Consider the following 20,272-nt stretch of genomic DNA (forward strand, 5'->3'; position numbering starts at 1 on the left):
ACGGTATATTAGTACCAAAACAATTTAAAGCTCACTTTTCATTAAAACGATAATATATTATGAATTTTAAAAGAGGATACCTACTATTATTAGTGTTTATTACACAATTTTCATTCTCACAAGAAGGAATCGCAGTTTATTCTGATTATCTATCAGACAACCTTTATTTGTTGCATCCGTCAATGGCAGGAGCAGCAGATTGTGGTAAAGTTAGAATGACAGCCCGTCAACAATGGTTTGGCCAAGATGAAGCACCTGCTTTACAAACATTGAGTTTTAATACTTCGGTGGGAGAACGTTCAGGAATAGGAGCGATAGTTTTTAATGATAGAAATGGATATCATACACAAACAGGTGCAAAATTAAGTTATGCACACCATTTGAGGTTTTCAAGAAGTACTTTAGATTTAAATCAATTATCATTTGGTATGAATGCAGGTTTAATTCAAAGTAATTTAGACGAAACTTCATTCTATTTGTCAAACCCATCGTATGATCCAATTGTAAATGGAGGAATAGTTCAAAAAGACTCTTATTTTAATGTAGATTTAGGTGCTTCTTATTTCTATTTAGATCTTTACACTCACTTTACAGTTAAAAATGTTATAGCTAGCAAGAGAGAGTTATATACAGATATTGAAACTGACAATTTGAGAAAATATCTATGGAGTGTTGGTTATGTGTTTAATGTTGGAGATAATGGGTTATTATTAGAGCCTTCAACATTATTTCAATTAGTTGATCAAACAAAAGAAAAGACAATTGATTTAAACTTGAAACTTTATAAAAATTTAGATTTTGGTAGAGTTTGGGCCGGATTATCTTATAGAAGAAGTTTTGATGGAGCAAATTATGTAGATGGAACAAGTGTAGGGGAACAAAAATTACAATATATTACACCAATTTTAGGTTTAAATTATAAAAAATTCATGTTTGCCTATACATATTCTCATTTAACAGGCGATGTTAAATTTGATAAAGGTGGTTTTCATCAAATTACTTTAGGATTAGATATCTTCTGTAAAAACACTAGATATGATTGTAACTGTCCAGCAGTAAACTAAATTTAATTAATTTAAAAATATAGTCCCGTTTGTTATGAACGGGATTTTTTTTGATATGATAATAAAGACAATAAACGGTAAAACACCAAATATTCCTTCAGATTGTTATGTAGCCGAAAATGCTACAATTGTTGGTGATGTTACTTTTGGTGAAAAGTGCAGTGTTTGGTTTAATGCTGTAATTAGAGGCGATGTTAATTTTATTAAAATCGGAAATAAAGTAAACATTCAAGATGGAGCAATTATTCATTGCACTTATCAAAAACATCCAACAATAATTGGCAATAATGTTTCAATAGGACATAATGCAATTGTACACGGTTGTGCAATTCATGATAATGTTTTAATAGGAATGGGAGCAATAGTTATGGATAATTGCGTAGTTGAAAGTAATTCAATTGTTGCGGCTGGAGCAGTCGTAACTCAAAATACAATTATAGAATCAGGTTGTATTTATGCTGGTGTTCCTGCCAAGAAAGTTAAAGATATTGACCAAAGTGACTTCGGTGGTGAAATTGAACGTATTTCAAATAATTATGTAATGTATTCTGGATGGTTTAAAAAGGAGGAATAATATTAAAAATCTTCTTCAATAATTTTATATTGATTTTTTAAAATTTCCTTCAAGACTTTTGAACTTGAGTTGGTATAAAAAATATTTGAAATTTCTATTTTTGAATTGTTTAGCAAACCATTTTGATTAAGAATTTTTTTAGTTTGTTTAGCTACAGCTTTGCCAGAATCGATTATTTTTATTTTTGAAGGTAGAATTTTTTTAATTTGAGGAATTAAATAAGGGTAATGACTACATCCTAAAACTAGAAAATCTATATTCTGTTCAATCATTGGGTTTAGATAGCTTTTTAATAATTCAAACATTTGAGGAGTATCAATCTCTCCATTTTCAATCAATTGAACTAATCCATGGCCAATTTGCTCAACTATCTTTACATTTTCGAACAATGATGAAGTTTTGTGAAATAATTCGCTATTAAGTGTTCCTTTGGTGGCTAAAATTCCAATAGTGTGAGTTTGTGAATTATTAGCCGCAGGCTTTATTGCAGGCTCAATTCCAATAAAAGGAATGTCATATACTGCTCTTAGCTCTTTTATTGCATTAGTCGTAGCAGTATTACAAGCAACAACAATGATTTTACAATTTCTATTTAATAAAAATTCGGTATTTTTTTTGCTTAAAGCAATAATCTCATCTTTGCTTTTTAATCCATACGGAGCATTTTTACTATCGGCTAAATAAATAGAATTTTCTAATGGAAGTAATTTATTAATTTCTTTCCAAATAGATGTTCCACCTATACCAGAATCAAAAAGTCCAATGGGATTGTTTTTTTTCATACATCAAAAATAAAAAAAAAACTGCATACGTTTGATCATATGCAGTTTTTAATTTTTTAATTGAAAGTTTTATTAGAAACCTAATTCTTTTTTAACATCAGCTAATAAGTTTGGACCATCAGCCATTAAGACTCCACTTCCATTTGAAGCATCTAATACATACTCATACCCTTTTGCACGTGCCACTTTTTGGATAGCTTGTTGTGCTTTTTCCATAATTGGTTTTACAAGGTCTAATTCTTTTTGTTGTAATTCTTTTGTAGCAGTTTCTCTGTATCCTTGAATACGTCCAGCCATATCTTGCATTTCTTTTGCTCTTGTTTCATTAATTGCATCAGATACTAGATTTGATTCAGCATCACCTTGGTATTTTTTCATTTTAGTTTGATACTCTTGTACCATAGTGTTGTACTCACCATCGTATGATTTCTGAATTTTCTCAAGTTGAGTTTGAGCAGTTTTCATTGCAGGCATATTTGTCATTAATTCACTTACGTCAATATGCGCTACTTTTGTTTGAGCAGTTACAAATTGAGCACTCACTAAAAATGCTACTGCGATAAAAATTGATTTTAATTGTTTCATTGTTTTGTGTTTAATTTTAATTTATTCTTATTCTCCGGTTTTATTCTCTTCGTCTTTTTTTGCTTTAGCAGCTTCTCTTTCTTCTAAAATTTTTGTTCTTCTGTCTTCGGCTGCTTTTTTTCGATCTTCTATTTTTTTATTTCGATCGTCTAAAGCTTTTTGTCTTACTTCTTCTGGTGTTAGTTTGTCTCCTTCAGTTGAAGTTTTTTTATCTCCTTCAGTTGAGTTTTTATCGTCACCAGTTGTTGTTTTATTATTGTCTTCAATTAACGTGCCATTTTTTTTAGCTTCCCTTTCATCAATTAACCTTTGTCTTCTATCTGCTGCTTCTTTTTTTCTTGCTTCGTAAGCTGCTTTTTTGTCTTCAATTAATTTTTCACGAGCAGCTCTTTTCTCATCTAATGCTTTTTGACGTTCTGCCATTTCTGGGTTTTCATCTTGCATGTCTTCTAAAGCATCTCTAGATTCTTGTTCTTTTAATTGCTTAGATGTTAATTGTTCTCTTTTTTCTGCTCTGACTAATTGTCGAACAACTTGGTCGCTTATATCGTAGCGTTTTGCAGCAAAAAGCATTGTCATGTCTGAAGATTTGTCAAAAATAAAATCATATTTCTTTTGTTCAGCTATGTCTTGTATAATTGTAAAAACTTGATCTTGAATTGGTTTTACAAGTACAGATTTTTGTATAATTAAATCTCCTTTTGGTCCAAATCTATTTTGTTGATATTCTAATAATTCGGTTTCAAGGTAATTTATTTCTTCTTCTCTTTCTTCAATTAATTCTTTTGTTAAAAGAGGTCTTTCGATTTTTAAATCTTCTTTTAACTTATTTATTTCATTTTTTTTAGATTCAATTTCTTGTTTCCATTTTTGGGCTTTAATCTCTAATTGGTTTTTGGCTTCAGCATAATTTGGAACTTTTTCTAAAATATATTCCATATCAATAAAGCCAATTCTTATTCCTCTTGATTGAGAAAAAACAATTGTTGTACTTAAAAATAAAAATAATAAAACTATTTTTTTCATATTACTATATTTTAAATTATTTAAGTCAGATATTAAAACTGTTGACCTATAATAAAGTGTGTTTGCCATCCGCTTTTTTGAGTAGCACCTGGAATTGCATCAAAACCATGTGCAAAATCTATTCCTAATAATCCAAAGGCTGGCATAAATACTCTTAATCCAAATCCTGCAGAACGTTGAACGCTAAAAGGATTATATGAATTGAAATCATTAAAAGCAGCTCCAGCTTCTAAAAATGATAGTGCATATATTGAAGCACTAGACTTTAAAGTAATCGGATATCTTAACTCTAACGAAAATTTATTATAAATAGTACCTCCGTCATTCGAAGATAATGAATTATTTGGATATCCACGCAATTGAATTGTTTCTCTTCCGTCTAAAGAATAGTTTGCAAGTCCATCTCCACCTAGGTAGAAACGTTCAAAAGGCACTAATCCTCTATCTTGGTTATAAGCTCCCATAAATCCAAATTCTCCTAGCGAACGCAATACTAATTTATCATAAACTTTAGTATACCAATCTGCTTTAAACTTAACTTTATAGTATTCTAACCATTTGTATTTTATTTGATCTACTTTGGCAGGATCTGCAACAGCAGTTTCTGTAGTGTAGGCTTTTGATGGAGTAGGATTTGAAGTTGAAGGTAATGCGGTTAAAAGATCTCCGTTGTTTACCAAAACCTCTGCCCCAGAATCATCTGTGTATATGTATCCAGTTCCATCATATACATATTTGTTTTCTGCTAAATCTCCTAATTTAGAATAATCTACACCGTTAATAAGTGAGTAAGGTGGCGTAAATTTTGCAGAAACACTAAATTCTGATCCATAAGTAGGATAAATTGGATTTATACCTTTACTGTTTCTAGTTAAACCAATAGTATAGGCTAAATTTCTAGATGCACCATTTCCGAAGGTAAATAATCCAGAATTATAATTGTTAAGTTTATAATATTGAAAAGATACTGCTTGAGAAAGTGTAAAATAATCATCAGGAACAGTAAGTCTTTTTGCTATACCAACTGACAACGAAGTAATTGTAAAACTTTGTGATTTGTCTACATCTCTAGTTGAATAGTTGTATAAAAATTGTTTACTTTGAGATAATGAAGTAGAGAAACTAACTGGTTTTTTTCCTCCATACCAAGGCTCTTGAAAACTTAAACTATACGTTCTAAAATATGAACTCGCTTGTAAATTAAGAGACATTTTTTGTCCGTCTCCCATTGGTAAAGGTTTGTATGCTTCTTTGTTAAAGATGTTTCTGATAGAAAAATTATTAAATGACAACCCTAAAGTTCCAATAAAACCACCACCACCATAACCACCTTGTAGTTGAATTTGACTAGCTCCTTTTTCTACAACGTTATATTCAATGTCAACTGTTCCAGCTGCAGCATCTACATTCTTGAATTTAGGATCAATAGCTTCTGGATCAAAGAACCCAAGCTGACCAAGCTCTCTTATTGTTCTTATTAAAGCGTCTTTACTATATTTTTTTCCTGGTTTTGTTAGAATTTCTCTATAAATAACATGATCGTTTGTTTTTTCGTTTCCAACAACTGTTATTTTATTAAAGTAAGCTAAAGGTCCTTCACTTATTCTTATTTCAAAATCAATAGTGTCATTTTCTGTTTTAACTTCAACCGTGTTGATGTTTGAGAATAAATAACCATTGTTTTGGTATAAGTTTGTAATGTCTTCAGCATCTGGATTTGTTTTATCTTCAATTCTTTTTTGAAGTAAAACTCCATTATAAACATCACCTCTATTAATGCTTAAAATTCTTCTTAAATAGTCTTCTGTGTAAATTGTATTACCTAAGAAACGTATATCACCAATGTAATATTTTCTACCTTCTTCTAGTTTTACATCAATAAATATTTTATTTTTTTCTTTGTCATAGCGAACAGAGTCATTAATGATCCTAGCATCTCTATATCCTTTTTCTTTATATTTACTAATAACATTAGTTAGGTCTTCTTCATATTTATCTTTTATGAATTTTGAAGCTTTAAATATTCTAATTGGATTCTGTTGTTTAGTATTTTTAAAAGACTTTCTTAGTTTTTTATCAGAAAATTGCTCATTACCTTCAAAATTTATTTTCTTAATCTTTACTTTGTCACCTTTGTCTATTTTAATAAGTAAATCAACATTTGTATCTGTTGAGTCTGGAAAAGTGTTTACAATAACTTTGGTATTATAAAAACCATCTTTTTTGTACTTATTTTGAATGTAGTTTTTTGTAGTAGTAATAAGGTTTTCATTAACAATTTTCCCTTTTTTAAGGTCATTGTCTTTGATTAGTTCTTCTTTTTTACCTTTTTTAACTCCAGTGATTTTAACATCAGCCAATTTAGGTAACTCGTTGATGTTTAATTCTAAATAGATACTATCATTTTGAATTTTATTTACGTAAACATTGATATCATTAAAATATCCTAATTTCCATAATTTTTTAATAGCAGTACTAATTTCTTCACCAGGTACAATTATGCTTTGTCCTTTTTCTAAACCAGCAAATGTGATTATAGTCTGAGGGTTATAATTTACTTTTCCTGTAACTTCTATATCTGCTAAAATATAAGATTTGCCATTTTCAAAATCTGTTTCTTGTGCAGAAATTTTGAAAAGGCCTAAAAATAAAAACAATATCGCGCTATACTTGATATTTTTGTTTAAAAGAGAATTTCTTTTATAATTGTTCACTTGTTTTTCCAAATCTACGTTCTCTTTTTTGGTAACTAATAATTGCTTCATACAAATTGTTTTCTGTAAAATCAGGCCATAATACATCTGTAAAGTAAAATTCGGCATAGGCTATTTGCCATAATAAAAAATTACTTATCCTATGTTCACCACTTGTTCTGATTACTAAATCTACATCTGGTAAATTGTGCGTGTAAAGATGCTGATTAATAATTGATTCATCAATAGCTGATTCAGAAATTATATTATTTTTAACTTTATTGCTAATATTTTTAACAACCTGAATGATTTCTTCTCTAGATCCATAGCTTAAAGCTAGAGTCAATGTCATTCTATTGTTGTTTTTTGTTTTTTCTATTACTTCTTGTAATTCTTTTAAAACTTTTTTTGGCAAGGTTGTTAAATTACCAATTGCATTAAGTTTTATATTGTTTTTCATTAATGTAGCTTCTTCTTTTTTTAAGGAAGAAATTAATAATTTCATTAACGTATCGACTTCTAATTTTGGTCTATTCCAATTTTCTGTTGAAAAGGCATATAATGTTAGGTTTTCTATTCCTAGCTTGGCACAAGATTCAACGGTTACTTTTACAGATTTTGATCCGTTTTCATGACCAATTGCTCTTAAAAACCCTTTTTGTTTAGCCCAACGACCATTTCCATCCATTATAATTGCTAAATGGTTGGGAAGTTTTTTGTCGTTTATTTGTTCTAAATAATTCATTTATTTCCTTGTGGGCAAAAACATGGGTTTTCGCCAAAAGTATATGTTAATGTTGCTCCAGTAAACATATACCAATCGTTACTGTTTAAATTTCCAAAACGAATATTTTCATAATTATCATTTGGAGAATTACTTCCATCTAAATTATCGGACAAAGTATATCTTGCTCCAGCTTCAATTCCTATAATAAAAGAATGTGCAATTCTTGCTTTAAATCCCAAAACCATTGGAATAGAAAAAGATCTACCTTTGTCAAAACCTTTTCCAGCATTAATATTATCACTTTCAAAATCATTATGCCAAAAATAATTTACACCTGTAAAGACATAAGGAGTATATTGCATATCAAATTGATGTAAATCAAACGGAAAAAAATTAAATTCAATTCCGGCCGAAACCTCTTTAATAGTATTTGTGAAACTATATTCTCTTAAATTTCTACTTGGAACTTTAGAATCTAGATCGTTACCTTTTATTCCTCCTTGCATATAAGTAAACCTATAAGAATGTCTTACGCTTTTATTCCACTTATATATTAGCCCAAATCCTAGCTCATTTGGATTGATGTAATTCGTTTTTCCAACGTCTCCAACATAATTTGTTCCTCCAAGAAACACACCAACTTCATGTATTTGTGCTTTGGACGAATTGAAAAATGCTATAAAAAATATGTATAAAACTAGTCTTTTCATTTTTTTCAGATTGCAAATATAACAATATTGATGTTTTAACTTCATAAAGAAGCGTTTTTTTACTCAATATAAGTAACGCAAAAAAATGAAAAGTAATATAATTAGGTATAAAAGAGTTTTTAATTTCTTTTATCTTCGCCCCAAAGTAGTTTTTTTCGGATAGTTTTTAAGAAACCTTCTTCAGAAAATTCAACCATGTTTATCTCAAAAGGAGCTTTTTTTATAGTTAAATGAGTCTCTTTAGTTACAGTAGTAATTCTTGAGTCAAGTGAAACCAAAAATTGTTCTTCTCTACCAGAAATACTTAATTTAATTTCTATATCATCTGGGATTACAAGAGGTCTTGCAGTTAAATTGTGTGGGGCAATTGGAGTAATGACTAAGCTTGAATTCTCAGGCATTAAAACTGGACCACCACAGCTTAAGGAATAACCTGTTGAGCCTGTTGGTGTTGCTATAATTAATCCGTCTGCCCAATAAGAATTTAAGTATTCATCATTTAAAAAAGTTTCGATAGTAATCATCGATGTTGTATCTTTTCTTGAAACGGTAACTTCATTTAATGCAAAATTAATGTCTTCCAAATCTTTATTTGGAGGAGAACATTTTAAACTTAATAGCGTTCTTTTAGAGATTTTAAATTCATTTAAAAATAATTTAGGCAAAAAAGTTTCTATATTTTCTTCTTGAACGGTTGCTAAAAAACCTAATCTTCCTGCATTTACACCAACAATAGGTATTTTTTTGTCTCTAACTAAAGTTGCAGCTCTTAAAATAGTTCCATCACCACCAATGCTAATTAAAAAATCTATTGATTCATTTAATTCGTCATGTTTTTTATAAATTTCATATTCTTTTGAAAATTTAATTTCGTCCTTTATGGATTCAAAAAACTTTTTTTCAATACAAATTTCTGCTCCTTTTTTTTCAAGAACGTCAATGACTTTTCGAATTATTTCAATTGTATTGTTTTGGTAGTTTTTTCCAAATAAAGCTATCTTCATTACTAAATATTTAGGTATTTATCCAAATAATCCGAACGTTCTTTTAAGTTTTCTAAATACGAATCTTCTTGATGTTCAGATATAATTACATACTCATATCTTCTAAAGCCTTGAAGAATTTCGTTCATATAACTTTGAGAAATTTTCAAAGTAACTTCTACAGTATTTTCACTAATATTAGAAATAAATAAACCCAATAATTTGCCACCATTTCCCTCTACAATTTGAGCTATTTGACCAATTGAATAATCAGATTTAGGTTTTTGAACAACAATAATTCCTCCTTCTTCCTTTAAAAACGGACTTTCCTGAAAAAACTTTATTATATCATCTAATTCATAATAGCCTATGTATTTGTTTTTCTCATTTAAAACAGGCATAATATTGCAATCATTTTTGCCAAATTCTTCTAAAACATCTAGCCAAATCATAGAATCTCGAACAAAAAAGCGTTCGAAATTAAATTTATTTTCACCAACTTTACTGTTTTCATTAATAGAAGAAGCGTCTTCATTGCTAATGCAGCCTATATAAATGTTGTTCTCAGTCACAGGGAAATGCGAATAAGAAATTTCTAAAAACAAATCTTGTGCATCTGCAATAGTTTGAGTTGTTTTTAGCGGTTTAATGTCAAAATTTATGTAATCTATTAAATTGTGCATATAGTTTAATTTCTTTTGCAAAATAATCAAAAAATACAAGACTAAACTTATTAGACTTTGTATTTTTGTACAAGTTAAAAAACAAAGTTATGACAAAGTTATCAGTTAATATTAATAAAATTGCAACTTTAAGAAATTCTCGTGGTGGAAATGTGCCAAATTTACTTCAAGTTGCTAAGGATTTACAACAATTTGGTGCACAAGGAATCACTATTCATCCAAGACCAGACGAAAGACATATTAGATATCAAGACGCATTTGACTTAAAAGATGTAGTTTATACAGAGTATAATATAGAAGGAAATCCAGTAAAGAAGTTTATGGATATGGTTTTAGAAATTAAACCTACTCAAGTTACTTTGGTTCCAGATGCAGATGATGCTTTGACCTCAAATGCAGGTTGGAATACAATTAAACACAAAGATTTTTTAAAAGAAATCATTCAAGAATTCAAAAACAATAATATCAGAACTTCCATATTTGTTGATCCAACCATCGAAATGATTGAAGGAGCAAAAGAAACGGGTGCACATAGAATAGAATTATATACTGAAGAATTTGCACATCAATATGGACTTGGAAACAAAAACGGAATCCAACCTTATATTGATGCAGCTAATAAAGCAAACGAATTAGGATTAGGAATCAACGCAGGTCACGATTTAAGTCTGGATAATATTCAGTTTTTTAAACAAAATATTCCAGATTTGTTAGAGGTTTCAATTGGTCACGCTTTGGTTGCGGAATCTTTATATTTAGGTTTTGATAATGTAATTAATATGTATCTTAATAAAATGAAATAATTTTTGGACGTTACCTCGTTAAAAAAAACGAGGTCAGGCTGTTCGCTATATCTTTTTTTTCAAAAAAGGATGCCGCTTCCATCCTTAACGCACAATCGATTAAAAAATAAAAAATGATTTTAAATTCAAGAATAGAAGGAAACGGAAAACCATTTGTAATTCTTCACGGCTTTTTAGGAATGTCAGACAATTGGAAAACTTTAGGTTCTCAATATGCAGAAGTTGGTTTTCAAGTACATATGTTAGACATGAGAAATCACGGAAAAAGTTTTCATTCAGAAGATTTTAGTTATGAATTGATGGCAAATGATGTAAAAGAATACTGTGATTTTCATAAATTGGAAAATATTATTTTACTTGGTCATTCAATGGGAGGAAAAACAGCTATGCTTTTAGCAACATTATATCCAGATTTAGTTGAAAAGCTAATTATTGCCGATATAGGGCCAAAATTTTATCCGCAACATCATCAACCTATTTTAGAAGGATTAAATGCAGTTGACTTTTCAAAACAACCTAGTAGAAGTGAAGTGGAAGAAACAGTCTCTAAATATATTACAGATTTTGGTACAAGGCAATTTTTATTAAAAAGTCTATATTGGAAAGAAAAAGAACAATTAGCTTTTCGATTTAATTTAGACGTGTTCAATAAAAAAATAGAAGAAATTGGAAAAGCTTTGCCTTCATCAAATAAATTTGAAAAACCAACACTTTTTCTTAGAGGTTCAAAATCAAATTATATTTTGGATGAAGATTTTGAAACGATTCATTTTCATTTTCCAAATGCTAAAATTGAAGCTGTTTCAAATGCCGGTCATTGGCTACATGCCGAAAATCCTAGTGAGTTTTACATTAAAACAATGAACTTTATTAAATAAAAGCGATTAATTTACTATGCATGCATAATTTTTTTGTTAAAAAAATTGTAAAATTCATAATTTGTATTAATTTTGAAGTATTCATTTTAACAAATTCGAAAAAAAACTAACACATTAAATTTTATTATGAGAAAATTACTTTCTTTAACAATTTTTGTTTTGGCCAGCTCTACTGCTTTTGCAGGAGGATATAGAGTAAGTATTCAAGGACAAAAACAATTAGCTATGGGACATACTGGTGTTGCTATAGTAAACAGTGCTGAAACAGCATTTTTTAACCCTGCAGGAATGGCTTACTTAAAAGATAAGTTTAATTTGTCAGTAGGTGGAAGTGTTTTGTTTTCAAAAACAAGATTCCAAAATTCTAAATATAATTGGGAAGCTTCTTCAGATAACATAGGTACACCTTTTAATGTTTATGCTACTTATAAAGTAACAGATTGGTTAACGGCTGGTTTGGCTGTTTATTCTCCTTATGGAAGTTCGGTAGAATGGGATCAAGATTGGCAAGGTGCTCATTTAGTAAATAATATTGATTTGAAAGCTATTTTTGTACAGCCAACTTTTTCTATAAGAGTAGGAGATGAATTTAGTTTTGGTGGTGGGCCAATTTTAGCTACCGGTTCAGTGAATTTTAATAGAAATTTATCACTTAACCCATTGTTGTCTGCTAATGGAAGTGGATCAGACGTGACATTAGATTCAACTGGAATAACTGCATGGGGTTATAATGTTGGTTTTATGTTTAATCCAACTAGTAAGTTAAGATTAGGGTTTAACTATCGTTCAGAAATTATTATGGAAGCTAGAGATGGAGATGCAACTTATGCAGATGTTCCTGCTTTTAATCCAATTAATAATACAACTTTTAATGCAGATTTACCATTACCTGCTGAAGTTACTTCAGGGTTATCTTATCAGGTTACTGATAAATGGTTAGTTGCTTTTGACTACAACTATACAATGTGGAGTGTGTATAAGGCACTTGATGTGAAATTTGGTAACGGAACAGAATCTTTAAACCCAAGAAATTATAAAAACGCTAGTACATATAGAGTAGGTACTCAATATGTTGCTAATGATAAATTTACTTTTAGAGCAGGTTGGTATTTTGACGAAAGTCCAGTACAAGACACATATTTTGCACCAGAAACTCCAAGAAATGAATCAATGGGTTATACAGGAGGTTTGACTTATCAAGTTAATCCAAAATTCGGAGTTGACGTGTCATTATTGTATTTACATTTTGATGAAATAGATAATTCATATAATCATTCTACTGATCCAGTATCTGGAACTCCAAACCCAGATTTTGGAGGTACTTATAAATCATCAGTTTTCTCACCAGGTGTAGGTGTTACTTACAGCTTCTAATCAAAAATTTTAATAAAAATGAAAAATAAATTTATATACTTATCAATTTTGGCAATGGCAGGATTAGTTTCTTGTGAACCAGAATTTGAAAACGCAGTAGATACTAATTATACTGCTGGAGAAGCTGATTTCTCAAGTTATGTTGCTATTGGAAATTCATTAACTGCTGGTTACATGGATGGAACAATGTACAAAAGTGGTCAAGCAAATTCATTTCCAAACTTATTGTCGCAACAATTTGCAACAGTTGGTGGAGGTGTGTTTACACAACCATCTTATGAAGAAGACGTAAACAATTTAGGAGGTATTTTAGGTGTTCCTGGATTTGGTACTCGTAGAGTAATTAATTTTGCTACAAGTGCTCCAGAAAACATCGCTGGTACTTCAACAATTACGTTAACAGCTCAAGCAACAGCCTATAATAATATGGGTGTTCCAGGAGCAAAATCATTTCATTTATTGGCACCTGGTTATGGTAATCCTGCTGGATTAGCTTTAGGACAAGCTAATCCTTATTATGTAAGACATGCAACTTCAAATACTTCAACAGTTTTAGGAGATGCTGTTTCTAAAAACCCAACTTTCTTTACAAACTGGATTGGTGCAAATGATATTTTGTCATATGCAACAACAGGTGGTATTGGAGTAGACCAAACTGGGAATCCAAACCCATTGACTTATGGTACAAATGACATCACTGATCCAACTGTTTTTGCAGGTGTTTATAGTTTAATCATTAATGGAGGTACTCATCCTGCTTTTGGAACTGTAACAGGTTTAGCTCAAAACGGTGCTAAAGGAGTTGTTGCAACTATTCCAAGTGTAACATCTATACCTTTCTTTACAACAGTTCCTTATAATCCTGTAACTGCAGCAGCAGTTGGTGGAGCATCAAATATTACTGCTTTAAATGCTCAATTGTATGGGCCTTTAAAACAAGCACTAACCGCATTTGGTGCAGGTTCGAGAATTAATTTATTAATTGCTACAGGTGGAAATCCTTTGTTAATCAAAGATGAATCTTTAACAAATTTATCTGCACAATTGACTGCTGCTTTCACACCTTCACTAGGGGCTGCAACTGCTGCTTTTTATGGAAGTGTTTTTGGTCAAGCTCGTCAAGCTACTGCAGATGACTTAGTTTTGTTAACTACAAGTGGTGTAATAGGAACTGCACCTACAGGTGTTCCTGCTCCTTTAGATAAGTATGGGGTTACTTATCCTCTTCAGGATCAACACATCTTAATTCCTTCTGAACAAACAGCAATTGCAAACGCAACTAACGCTTATAATGCAGCAATCAAATCAATTGCGGCTTCTAAAGGTTTAGCAGTTGCAGATATGAATGCAATATTGGGAGTTTTAGTTAATGGTTTGCGTTCGGTTGATGGTTCAATTTATACTGCAAATTATTTTAGTGGTGCTGCAACAGAAAATAAAGTTTTATTCTCATTAGATGGTGTTCATCCAAATGCTAGAGGATATGCTGTAATTGCAAACGAAATCATTAAAGTGATTAATGCTCATTATAAATCTAATATGCCGTTTTTAAACCCTTCTTATTTTCCAGGGATTAATGTTGTTGCAACAAATTAATAGATTAGAAACAAATTATTTTTTAAAAAAGACACCATTTCTGGTGTCTTTTTTTTATCTTTAAAATTAAATTTATTACTATGAACTTACTTATTAAGCTTTTAATCTCTACAATTGTAGTTTTTGTATTGGCATATTTTTTACCAGGAATTGCCGTAGAAAGCTTTTCTACAGCCTTAATTGTTGCAGTTGTTTTAGCAATATTAAACACATTTTTAAAACCTATATTGATCTTTCTTACAATTCCTGTTACAATTATTACTTTGGGTCTTTTTCTGTTGGTCATTAATGCGGTTATTATTTTAATATGTGATAAACTAATTGATGGGTTTGGAGTTTCAGGATTTTGGTATGCTTTGTTGTTTAGTTTGCTGCTTTCTTTAGGTCAGTCAATTCTGAATAATATTTTTGTAGAGAAAAGCTAAAATTTATACAATTGAATTTCAGTTAATTAAAAACTTGTTTGGGTTGCAAAATTTTTATAATTTTGCAACCCAATTTTATTAGGAAAAAAAAGTAAAAATGAACATTACAAGAGAAAACGTTGATGCATTAAATGCAATAGTAACTGTAGCAGTTGCAAAAGGAGATTATTCAGACAAAGTAGCTAAAATTTTAGAAGATTATAGAAAAAACTCAAATATCCCAGGATTCAGAAAAGGTGCTGTGCCAATGAGTGTTATTCAAAAACAATACGGTAAAGCAGTTTTGTTAGATGAAGTAAATAAATTTTTACAAAAGTCTTTAAACGACTACCTTGTTAAAGAAAAATTAGATATTTTAGGAAATCCTCTTCCAAAAGTAACAGAAGATTTTGATTGGGATAAAGAAGATTTTAAATTTGAATTTGAATTAGGATTGGCTCCTGATTTTAAAGTTGATTTAACTTCAAAAACTAATGTAACTCAATTTACAATTATAGCGGATGAAGCTATGTTGAAAGAACAAATAGAAAGAATTCAGAAACAATATGGTAAATTAATGCCTAAAGATAAACTTGAAGAAGGTTTTGACGTTTCAGGAACTTTCTCAAATGAAGAAAAAGGAATTGAAAACAGAGCAACTTTTGCTTTAGATATTTTTAAAGACAAAAAAACAGCAAAAGCATTCATCGGAAAAAAAGTTGGTGATGTAGTTGTTTTAAATACAAAAGGACTTTTTGATGATGACCATAAATTAATGGATTACTTAAAAGTTTCTCATGAAGATGTTCATGGTTTAGATGTTGATGTAAACTTTACAATTGAAGAAATTAACGCAACTGAATTAGCTGAATTAAATCAAGAATTATTTGATAAATTATTTGGCGAAGGAAATGTAAAATCAGTTGAAGAATTAAAAGCAAAAATTAAAGAAGATGCTGAAGGTCAATTTACACAACAAGCCGATCAAAAATATTTAAATGACGTTACTGAGTCTTTAATCGAAAATACTAAATTCGATTTGCCAGCAGCATTCTTAAAAAAATGGATTCAAAATGCAGGTGAAAACCCTTTAACAGCAGAACAAGCAGAAGAAGAATACGAAAAATCAGAAAAAGGATTACGTTACCAATTGATTGAAGGAAAAGTTATCATTGAAAACAAACTTCAAACAACTTTTGAAGATTTAAAAGCGTTTACGGCTAACTTAATCAAAAAACAAATGGCTCAATTTGGTCAAGTTAACCCAACGGATGAAGAGGTTGATGGCGTTGTTGCTAGAGTTTTATCAAACCAAGATGAAATCAAACGTTTGTCTGAACAAATCATGAGCGAAAAAATGATTAATCTTTACAAAGAGAAAGTTCCTGCTAAAACAAAAGAAGTTTCTTACCAAGACTTTATTAAAGAAATGTACGGAGAATAATTTCTCATAAAAAATAATTATCTTTGAACGTCAAACTTATTTGTTTGGCGTTTTTTATTAATATTGAAGGTTTGTAAAATTATAGGGCTGAAAGATTAAAAGCATTCTGTATCCTATAACCCACAACCTATAACCTATAACCCAAGAAAATGAACTACGGAAAAGAATTTAAAAAATTTGCGACTAAGCACCAAGGAATAAATAATTTGTATTATGATAAAATCGTAAAACAAATCACACCAACAGGAATGACACCTTACATTATGGAAGAGCGTCAATTAAACGTATCTCAATTAGACGTTTTCTCACGTTTAATGATGGATAGAATTATATTCTTAGGAACAGGTGTTGATGATCAAATAGCAAACATCGTTCAAGCTCAATTGTTGTTTTTAGAGAGTACAGATGCTTCTAAAGATATTCAAATATATATCAATTCTCCTGGTGGAAGTGTTTACGCTGGGTTAGGAATTTATGATACAATGCAATTCATTAAACCAGATGTGGCTACAATTTGTACAGGAATGGCTGCTTCAATGGGAGCTGTTTTATTATGTGCTGGTGCAGACGGAAAAAGAAGTGCGTTACCTCATTCACGTGTAATGATTCACCAACCAAGTGGTGGTTCTCAAGGAGTTGCTTCTGATATGGAAATTAACTTACGTGAAATGTTGAAATTAAAAGACGAATTATATCATATTATTGCGCAGCATTCAAAACAAGATTTTGATAAAGTGTATAAAGACTCAGAACGCGATTATTGGATGGTTGCTGCTGAAGCTAAAGAATATGGTATGATTGATGAAGTATTAGAAAGAAAATAAAATAGGTAATAGGTAATGGGTAATAGTTTTGCCCATAACCAATTAACGATAAGCCCAAACCAAAAAATAATGGCAAAAGAAGTATTAGAATGTTCATTTTGTGGAAGAAAAAAGCCAGAAACTAATTTATTAATTGCTGGTATAGATGCACATATTTGTGATAGATGTATTGAACAAGCTCACGGAATTGTAATTGAAGAAATCAAACAAACTGGAAAATCAGAATTGTTGTCTGATTTAGTTTTACACAAGCCAAAAGAGATAAAAGCTTTTTTGGATGATTATGTTATTGGACAAGATCAAACTAAAAGAGTAATGAGTGTTGCTGTATATAATCACTACAAAAGATTAATGCAAAAGCCATCAGAAGACGATGTTGAAATCGAAAAAAGTAACATACTAATGGTGGGTAGAACTGGTACAGGAAAAACATTAGTTGCAAAAACTATTGCAAGAATGTTAAATGTGCCTTTAGCTATTGTTGATGCTACAGTTTTAACAGAAGCTGGTTACGTTGGTGAAGATGTTGAAAGTATTTTAACACGTTTGCTCCAAGCAGCAGATTATGATGTTGAAAAAGCCGAAAGAGGAATCGTTTTTATTGATGAGATTGATAAAATTGCTCGTAAGAGTGATAATCCTTCTATTACAAGAGATGTTTCTGGAGAAGGTGTACAACAAGCTTTATTGAAGTTGCTAGAAGGAACAGTTGTTAATGTGCCACCAAAAGGAGGAAGAAAACATCCAGACCAAAAATTCGTTGAGGTAAATACGCAAAATATCTTATTTATTGCTGGTGGTGCTTTTGACGGAATTGAACGTGTAATTTCAAAACGATTAAATCATCAAGCTGTTGGATATAGTTCATCTATCAATACAGATAATGTAGATAAAGAAAATTTATTGCAATATATTATTCCTAAAGATGTAAAAGACTTTGGACTAATTCCTGAGATTATTGGTCGTTTGCCAGTGCTTACTCACATGGATCCATTAGATGCAGCAACTTTAAGAAGTATTTTAACTGAACCAAAAAACGCTTTAGTAAAACAATACAAAAAGTTGTTTGAAATGGATGATGTTGAATTAGAAGTTGAAGAAGGTGCTTTAGAATTTATTGTTTCAAAAGCTTTAGAATACAAATTAGGGGCAAGAGGTTTAAGATCTTTGTGTGAAGCAATTTTAACGGATGCAATGTTTGATTTACCAGGTTCTGAGGATAAATCACTATTAGTAACTAAGGAATATGCTGAACAAAGTTTAAATAAAAATTTATTACAGCGATTAAAAGCTGTTTCATAAATTTAAATTATTAATAATTTTAAAAAGGTTCAAAATTATTTTTGAGCCTTTTTTTATTTTTGAACTTGACTTACATCACATCTTCTAGGATTACAACCATATCTTGGTGTACTAGAGCATGAAACTAAAAATAAAGTAAGTAAGAATAAGGTAATTATTTTTTTCATAATATTTTTTTTAACTCTTTCAGAGTTTTAAACTATGAAAGGGTTTGTTTATTAAACTTCTACAGTTTGCATTCGCAATAACTGTTCCATATAATTTCTATCGTTAGAAAGCCTAGGAATCTTATGTTGACCACCTAATTTGTCATTATCTTTTAACCAATCATAAAACAATTTTGGACGAGCTACATTTAATACTAACGGATTTAAAGTCATATTATTATAGCGTTTTGCTTCGTAATCAGAATTTAGATTTTGAATGTTTTTATCCAAAACCACACCAAAAGATGTTAGATTTTCCGGTTGAGTTTTAAATTCAATCATCCATTCGTGAGCTCCTTTTTGTCTGCCTTCCATAAAAATAGGAGCAACGGTGTAATCTATAATTTCACAATTTAATTCTTTACAAGTAGCTGTTAAAGCCATTTCAGTATTTTCAACCATTAATTCTTCACCAAATACATTTAAATGATGCTTGGTTCTTCCTGTAACTCTAATTCTATACGGATTTAAGCTTGTGAATCTAATTGTGTCACCAATCATATAACGCCATAAACCTGAATTTGTAGTAATAACAACAGCGTAGTTTTTATTCAATTCTACTTCGTTTAACCGAATGACTCTTTGAGTTGCTTGCCCAAAAGTGTCCATTGGAATAAATTCATAAAAAATTCCGTAATCTAACATCAACAGTAAATCGTTAGAATTGTTTAAATCTTGTAAAGCAAAAAATCCTTCAGAAGCATTATATATCTCATAATACTGAAAATTGTCTTTTGGAAAAAGCTTTTTATATTGTTCTCTATAAGGATCAAAATTCACACCACCATGAAAATAAACTTCGGCATTTGGCCAAATTTCTAACATGTTTTGTTTGCCTGTTTGTTCTAAAGTTTTGTTTAATAAAACCATCATCCAGCTCGGGACACCTGCTAAACTAGTCACATTTTCATTTATAGTTTGATTAATTATGGCTGGCATTTTACTTTCCCAGTCACCCATTAACGAAATGCTACTGCTTGGTGTTGAACTAAATTCGGCCCAAATTGGCATGTTATCAATTAAAATGGCAGACAAATCTCCAAAAAATGTGTTATTATCTTCATACAATTGTTTACTTCCGCCTAATCGAAGACTTTTACCTGTAAACATTTGTGATTCTTCATTATTATTCAAATACAAACACAATAAATCTTTACTGGCTTTGTAATGACAATTTTCTAATGATTCTGGACTAACAGGAATGAATTTACTTTTAGCATTTGTTGTTCCACTTGATTTGGCAAACCATTTTATAGGTGTACTCCAAAAAATATTTTGTTCTCCTTTTCGAGTTCGTTCAATTAAAGGTTCTAGCTGTTCATAGGTTGAAACCGGAACACGTTCTGAGAAAGTTTTGTAGTTTTTTATAGAGCTAAATTCATATTCTTTACCAATAAATGTGTTTTCGGCTTGTTTTAGTAGACTGAAAAGTAATTCTTCTTGAACTTCGTGAGGATATTTTAAAAACAATTCCATTTGATGAATTCGTTTTTTTAATATAAAAGAAGCAATAGAATTTATGATCGGAAACGCCATATTTTTAAACTGTGAATTATGAATTACGAAATACGTATTATAACTTTACCAAAAATAACAAATTTTGTTGAATATAAT

19 protein-coding genes are annotated in these 20,272 nt (G+C 30.2%); 10 read left to right on the forward strand and 9 right to left on the reverse strand.

Annotation, left to right across the window (positions count from 1 at the left end):
- Positions 1-59 precede the first annotated feature (59 nt).
- The gene (locus tag AAC008_RS06335; RefSeq protein ID WP_339888149.1) at positions 60-1,064 is read left to right on the forward strand and encodes a type IX secretion system membrane protein PorP/SprF; all 1,005 of its coding nucleotides are present in this window, start codon (positions 60-62) and stop codon (positions 1,062-1,064) included.
- A gap of 55 nt (positions 1,065-1,119) precedes the next feature.
- A complete protein-coding gene (locus AAC008_RS06340; RefSeq protein WP_339888150.1) occupies positions 1,120-1,638 on the forward strand; it encodes a gamma carbonic anhydrase family protein in 519 nt (172 codons plus the stop codon).
- Positions 1,639-1,640: 2 nt separating this feature from the next.
- On the opposite strand, the gene murI is transcribed toward AAC008_RS06340, so the two are convergent.
- The 8 genes from murI to AAC008_RS06380 form a co-directional block, all read right to left on the reverse strand.
- Positions 1,641-2,420: a glutamate racemase gene (gene murI / locus AAC008_RS06345; protein ID WP_339888152.1), complete on the reverse strand. Its 780-nt coding sequence runs from the start codon at positions 2,418-2,420 to the stop codon at positions 1,641-1,643.
- A 72-nt stretch (positions 2,421-2,492) separates the two neighbouring features.
- Positions 2,493-3,005 (reverse strand): OmpH family outer membrane protein, encoded by a 513-nt coding sequence (locus tag AAC008_RS06350; RefSeq protein WP_339888153.1) that lies wholly within the window; start codon positions 3,003-3,005, stop codon positions 2,493-2,495.
- Between the two features lie 27 nt (positions 3,006-3,032).
- Entirely contained in the window at positions 3,033-4,031 is a 999-nt protein-coding gene (locus tag AAC008_RS06355) for an OmpH family outer membrane protein (RefSeq protein ID WP_339888155.1), read from the reverse strand.
- Positions 4,032-4,063: 32 nt separating this feature from the next.
- A complete protein-coding gene (gene bamA / locus AAC008_RS06360) occupies positions 4,064-6,796 on the reverse strand; it encodes an outer membrane protein assembly factor BamA (protein ID WP_339888156.1) in 2,733 nt (910 codons plus the stop codon).
- The gene (locus AAC008_RS06365; RefSeq protein WP_339888158.1) at positions 6,732-7,469 is read right to left on the reverse strand and encodes an isoprenyl transferase; all 738 of its coding nucleotides are present in this window, start codon (positions 7,467-7,469) and stop codon (positions 6,732-6,734) included. The genes bamA and AAC008_RS06365 overlap by 65 nt, the downstream gene beginning before the upstream one ends.
- Positions 7,466-8,161 (reverse strand): DUF6089 family protein, encoded by a 696-nt coding sequence (locus AAC008_RS06370; protein WP_339888159.1) that lies wholly within the window; start codon positions 8,159-8,161, stop codon positions 7,466-7,468. The genes AAC008_RS06365 and AAC008_RS06370 overlap by 4 nt, the downstream gene beginning before the upstream one ends.
- A 119-nt stretch (positions 8,162-8,280) precedes the next feature.
- Positions 8,281-9,165: an NAD kinase gene (locus AAC008_RS06375; RefSeq protein ID WP_339888161.1), complete on the reverse strand. Its 885-nt coding sequence runs from the start codon at positions 9,163-9,165 to the stop codon at positions 8,281-8,283.
- Positions 9,166-9,167: 2 nt separating this feature from the next.
- Positions 9,168-9,827, reverse strand: a complete 660-nt coding sequence (locus AAC008_RS06380; RefSeq protein ID WP_339888163.1) for a CBS domain-containing protein — start codon at positions 9,825-9,827, stop codon at positions 9,168-9,170.
- 89 nt (positions 9,828-9,916) lie between these two features.
- Between AAC008_RS06380 and AAC008_RS06385 the strand changes: the two genes are divergently transcribed.
- The 8 genes from AAC008_RS06385 to clpX all read left to right on the forward strand — a co-directional run bounded on the left by AAC008_RS06385 (position 9,917) and on the right by clpX (position 18,452).
- On the forward strand, positions 9,917-10,630 hold the full coding sequence (locus AAC008_RS06385; protein ID WP_339888164.1) for a pyridoxine 5'-phosphate synthase: 714 nt from the start codon (positions 9,917-9,919) through the stop codon (positions 10,628-10,630).
- A 116-nt stretch (positions 10,631-10,746) separates the two neighbouring features.
- Entirely contained in the window at positions 10,747-11,508 is a 762-nt protein-coding gene (locus AAC008_RS06390; RefSeq protein ID WP_339888383.1) for an alpha/beta fold hydrolase, read from the forward strand.
- A 126-nt stretch (positions 11,509-11,634) separates the two neighbouring features.
- Positions 11,635-12,882 carry an outer membrane protein transport protein gene (locus tag AAC008_RS06395; RefSeq protein WP_339888165.1) on the forward strand — a complete coding sequence of 416 codons (1,248 nt, stop codon included), beginning with the start codon at positions 11,635-11,637 and terminating at the stop codon, positions 12,880-12,882.
- Between the two features lie 18 nt (positions 12,883-12,900).
- The gene (locus tag AAC008_RS06400) at positions 12,901-14,478 is read left to right on the forward strand and encodes a G-D-S-L family lipolytic protein (RefSeq protein WP_339888166.1); all 1,578 of its coding nucleotides are present in this window, start codon (positions 12,901-12,903) and stop codon (positions 14,476-14,478) included.
- A gap of 80 nt (positions 14,479-14,558) precedes the next feature.
- Entirely contained in the window at positions 14,559-14,903 is a 345-nt protein-coding gene (locus tag AAC008_RS06405) for a phage holin family protein (protein ID WP_339888168.1), read from the forward strand.
- 97 nt (positions 14,904-15,000) lie between these two features.
- Positions 15,001-16,326, forward strand: a complete 1,326-nt coding sequence (gene tig, locus AAC008_RS06410; protein ID WP_339888169.1) for a trigger factor — start codon at positions 15,001-15,003, stop codon at positions 16,324-16,326.
- A gap of 149 nt (positions 16,327-16,475) precedes the next feature.
- Positions 16,476-17,150: an ATP-dependent Clp endopeptidase proteolytic subunit ClpP gene (gene clpP, locus AAC008_RS06415; protein ID WP_339888171.1), complete on the forward strand. Its 675-nt coding sequence runs from the start codon at positions 16,476-16,478 to the stop codon at positions 17,148-17,150.
- Positions 17,151-17,219: 69 nt separating this feature from the next.
- Positions 17,220-18,452 carry an ATP-dependent Clp protease ATP-binding subunit ClpX gene (gene clpX / locus AAC008_RS06420; RefSeq protein WP_339888173.1) on the forward strand — a complete coding sequence of 411 codons (1,233 nt, stop codon included), beginning with the start codon at positions 17,220-17,222 and terminating at the stop codon, positions 18,450-18,452.
- A 218-nt stretch (positions 18,453-18,670) separates the two neighbouring features.
- Here clpX and AAC008_RS06425 read toward each other — a convergent pair whose 3' ends face one another.
- The gene (locus AAC008_RS06425) at positions 18,671-20,194 is read right to left on the reverse strand and encodes a GH3 auxin-responsive promoter family protein (protein WP_339888174.1); all 1,524 of its coding nucleotides are present in this window, start codon (positions 20,192-20,194) and stop codon (positions 18,671-18,673) included.
- Between the last annotated feature and the right edge of the window lie 78 nt (positions 20,195-20,272).

Origin of the sequence: uncultured Flavobacterium sp., assembly GCF_963975515.1 — a bacterium.
Lineage (GTDB): Bacteria > Bacteroidota > Bacteroidia > Flavobacteriales > Flavobacteriaceae > Flavobacterium.

Coding starts and splice junctions, on each gene's coding strand:
- AAC008_RS06335 (WP_339888149.1), top strand. CDS start 60: ATGAATTTTAAAAGAGGATACCTACTATTATTAGTGTTTATTACACAA.
- AAC008_RS06340 (WP_339888150.1), top strand. CDS start 1,120: ATGATAATAAAGACAATAAACGGTAAAACACCAAATATTCCTTCAGAT.
- murI (WP_339888152.1), bottom strand. CDS start 2,420: ATGAAAAAAAACAATCCCATTGGACTTTTTGATTCTGGTATAGGTGGA.
- AAC008_RS06350 (WP_339888153.1), bottom strand. CDS start 3,005: ATGAAACAATTAAAATCAATTTTTATCGCAGTAGCATTTTTAGTGAGT.
- AAC008_RS06355 (WP_339888155.1), bottom strand. CDS start 4,031: ATGAAAAAAATAGTTTTATTATTTTTATTTTTAAGTACAACAATTGTT.
- bamA (WP_339888156.1), bottom strand. CDS start 6,796: ATGAAGCAATTATTAGTTACCAAAAAAGAGAACGTAGATTTGGAAAAA.
- AAC008_RS06365 (WP_339888158.1), bottom strand. CDS start 7,469: ATGAATTATTTAGAACAAATAAACGACAAAAAACTTCCCAACCATTTA.
- AAC008_RS06370 (WP_339888159.1), bottom strand. CDS start 8,161: ATGAAAAGACTAGTTTTATACATATTTTTTATAGCATTTTTCAATTCG.
- AAC008_RS06375 (WP_339888161.1), bottom strand. CDS start 9,165: ATGAAGATAGCTTTATTTGGAAAAAACTACCAAAACAATACAATTGAA.
- AAC008_RS06380 (WP_339888163.1), bottom strand. CDS start 9,827: ATGCACAATTTAATAGATTACATAAATTTTGACATTAAACCGCTAAAA.
- AAC008_RS06385 (WP_339888164.1), top strand. CDS start 9,917: ATGACAAAGTTATCAGTTAATATTAATAAAATTGCAACTTTAAGAAAT.
- AAC008_RS06395 (WP_339888165.1), top strand. CDS start 11,635: ATGAGAAAATTACTTTCTTTAACAATTTTTGTTTTGGCCAGCTCTACT.
- AAC008_RS06400 (WP_339888166.1), top strand. CDS start 12,901: ATGAAAAATAAATTTATATACTTATCAATTTTGGCAATGGCAGGATTA.
- AAC008_RS06405 (WP_339888168.1), top strand. CDS start 14,559: ATGAACTTACTTATTAAGCTTTTAATCTCTACAATTGTAGTTTTTGTA.
- tig (WP_339888169.1), top strand. CDS start 15,001: ATGAACATTACAAGAGAAAACGTTGATGCATTAAATGCAATAGTAACT.
- clpP (WP_339888171.1), top strand. CDS start 16,476: ATGAACTACGGAAAAGAATTTAAAAAATTTGCGACTAAGCACCAAGGA.
- clpX (WP_339888173.1), top strand. CDS start 17,220: ATGGCAAAAGAAGTATTAGAATGTTCATTTTGTGGAAGAAAAAAGCCA.
- AAC008_RS06425 (WP_339888174.1), bottom strand. CDS start 20,194: ATGGCGTTTCCGATCATAAATTCTATTGCTTCTTTTATATTAAAAAAA.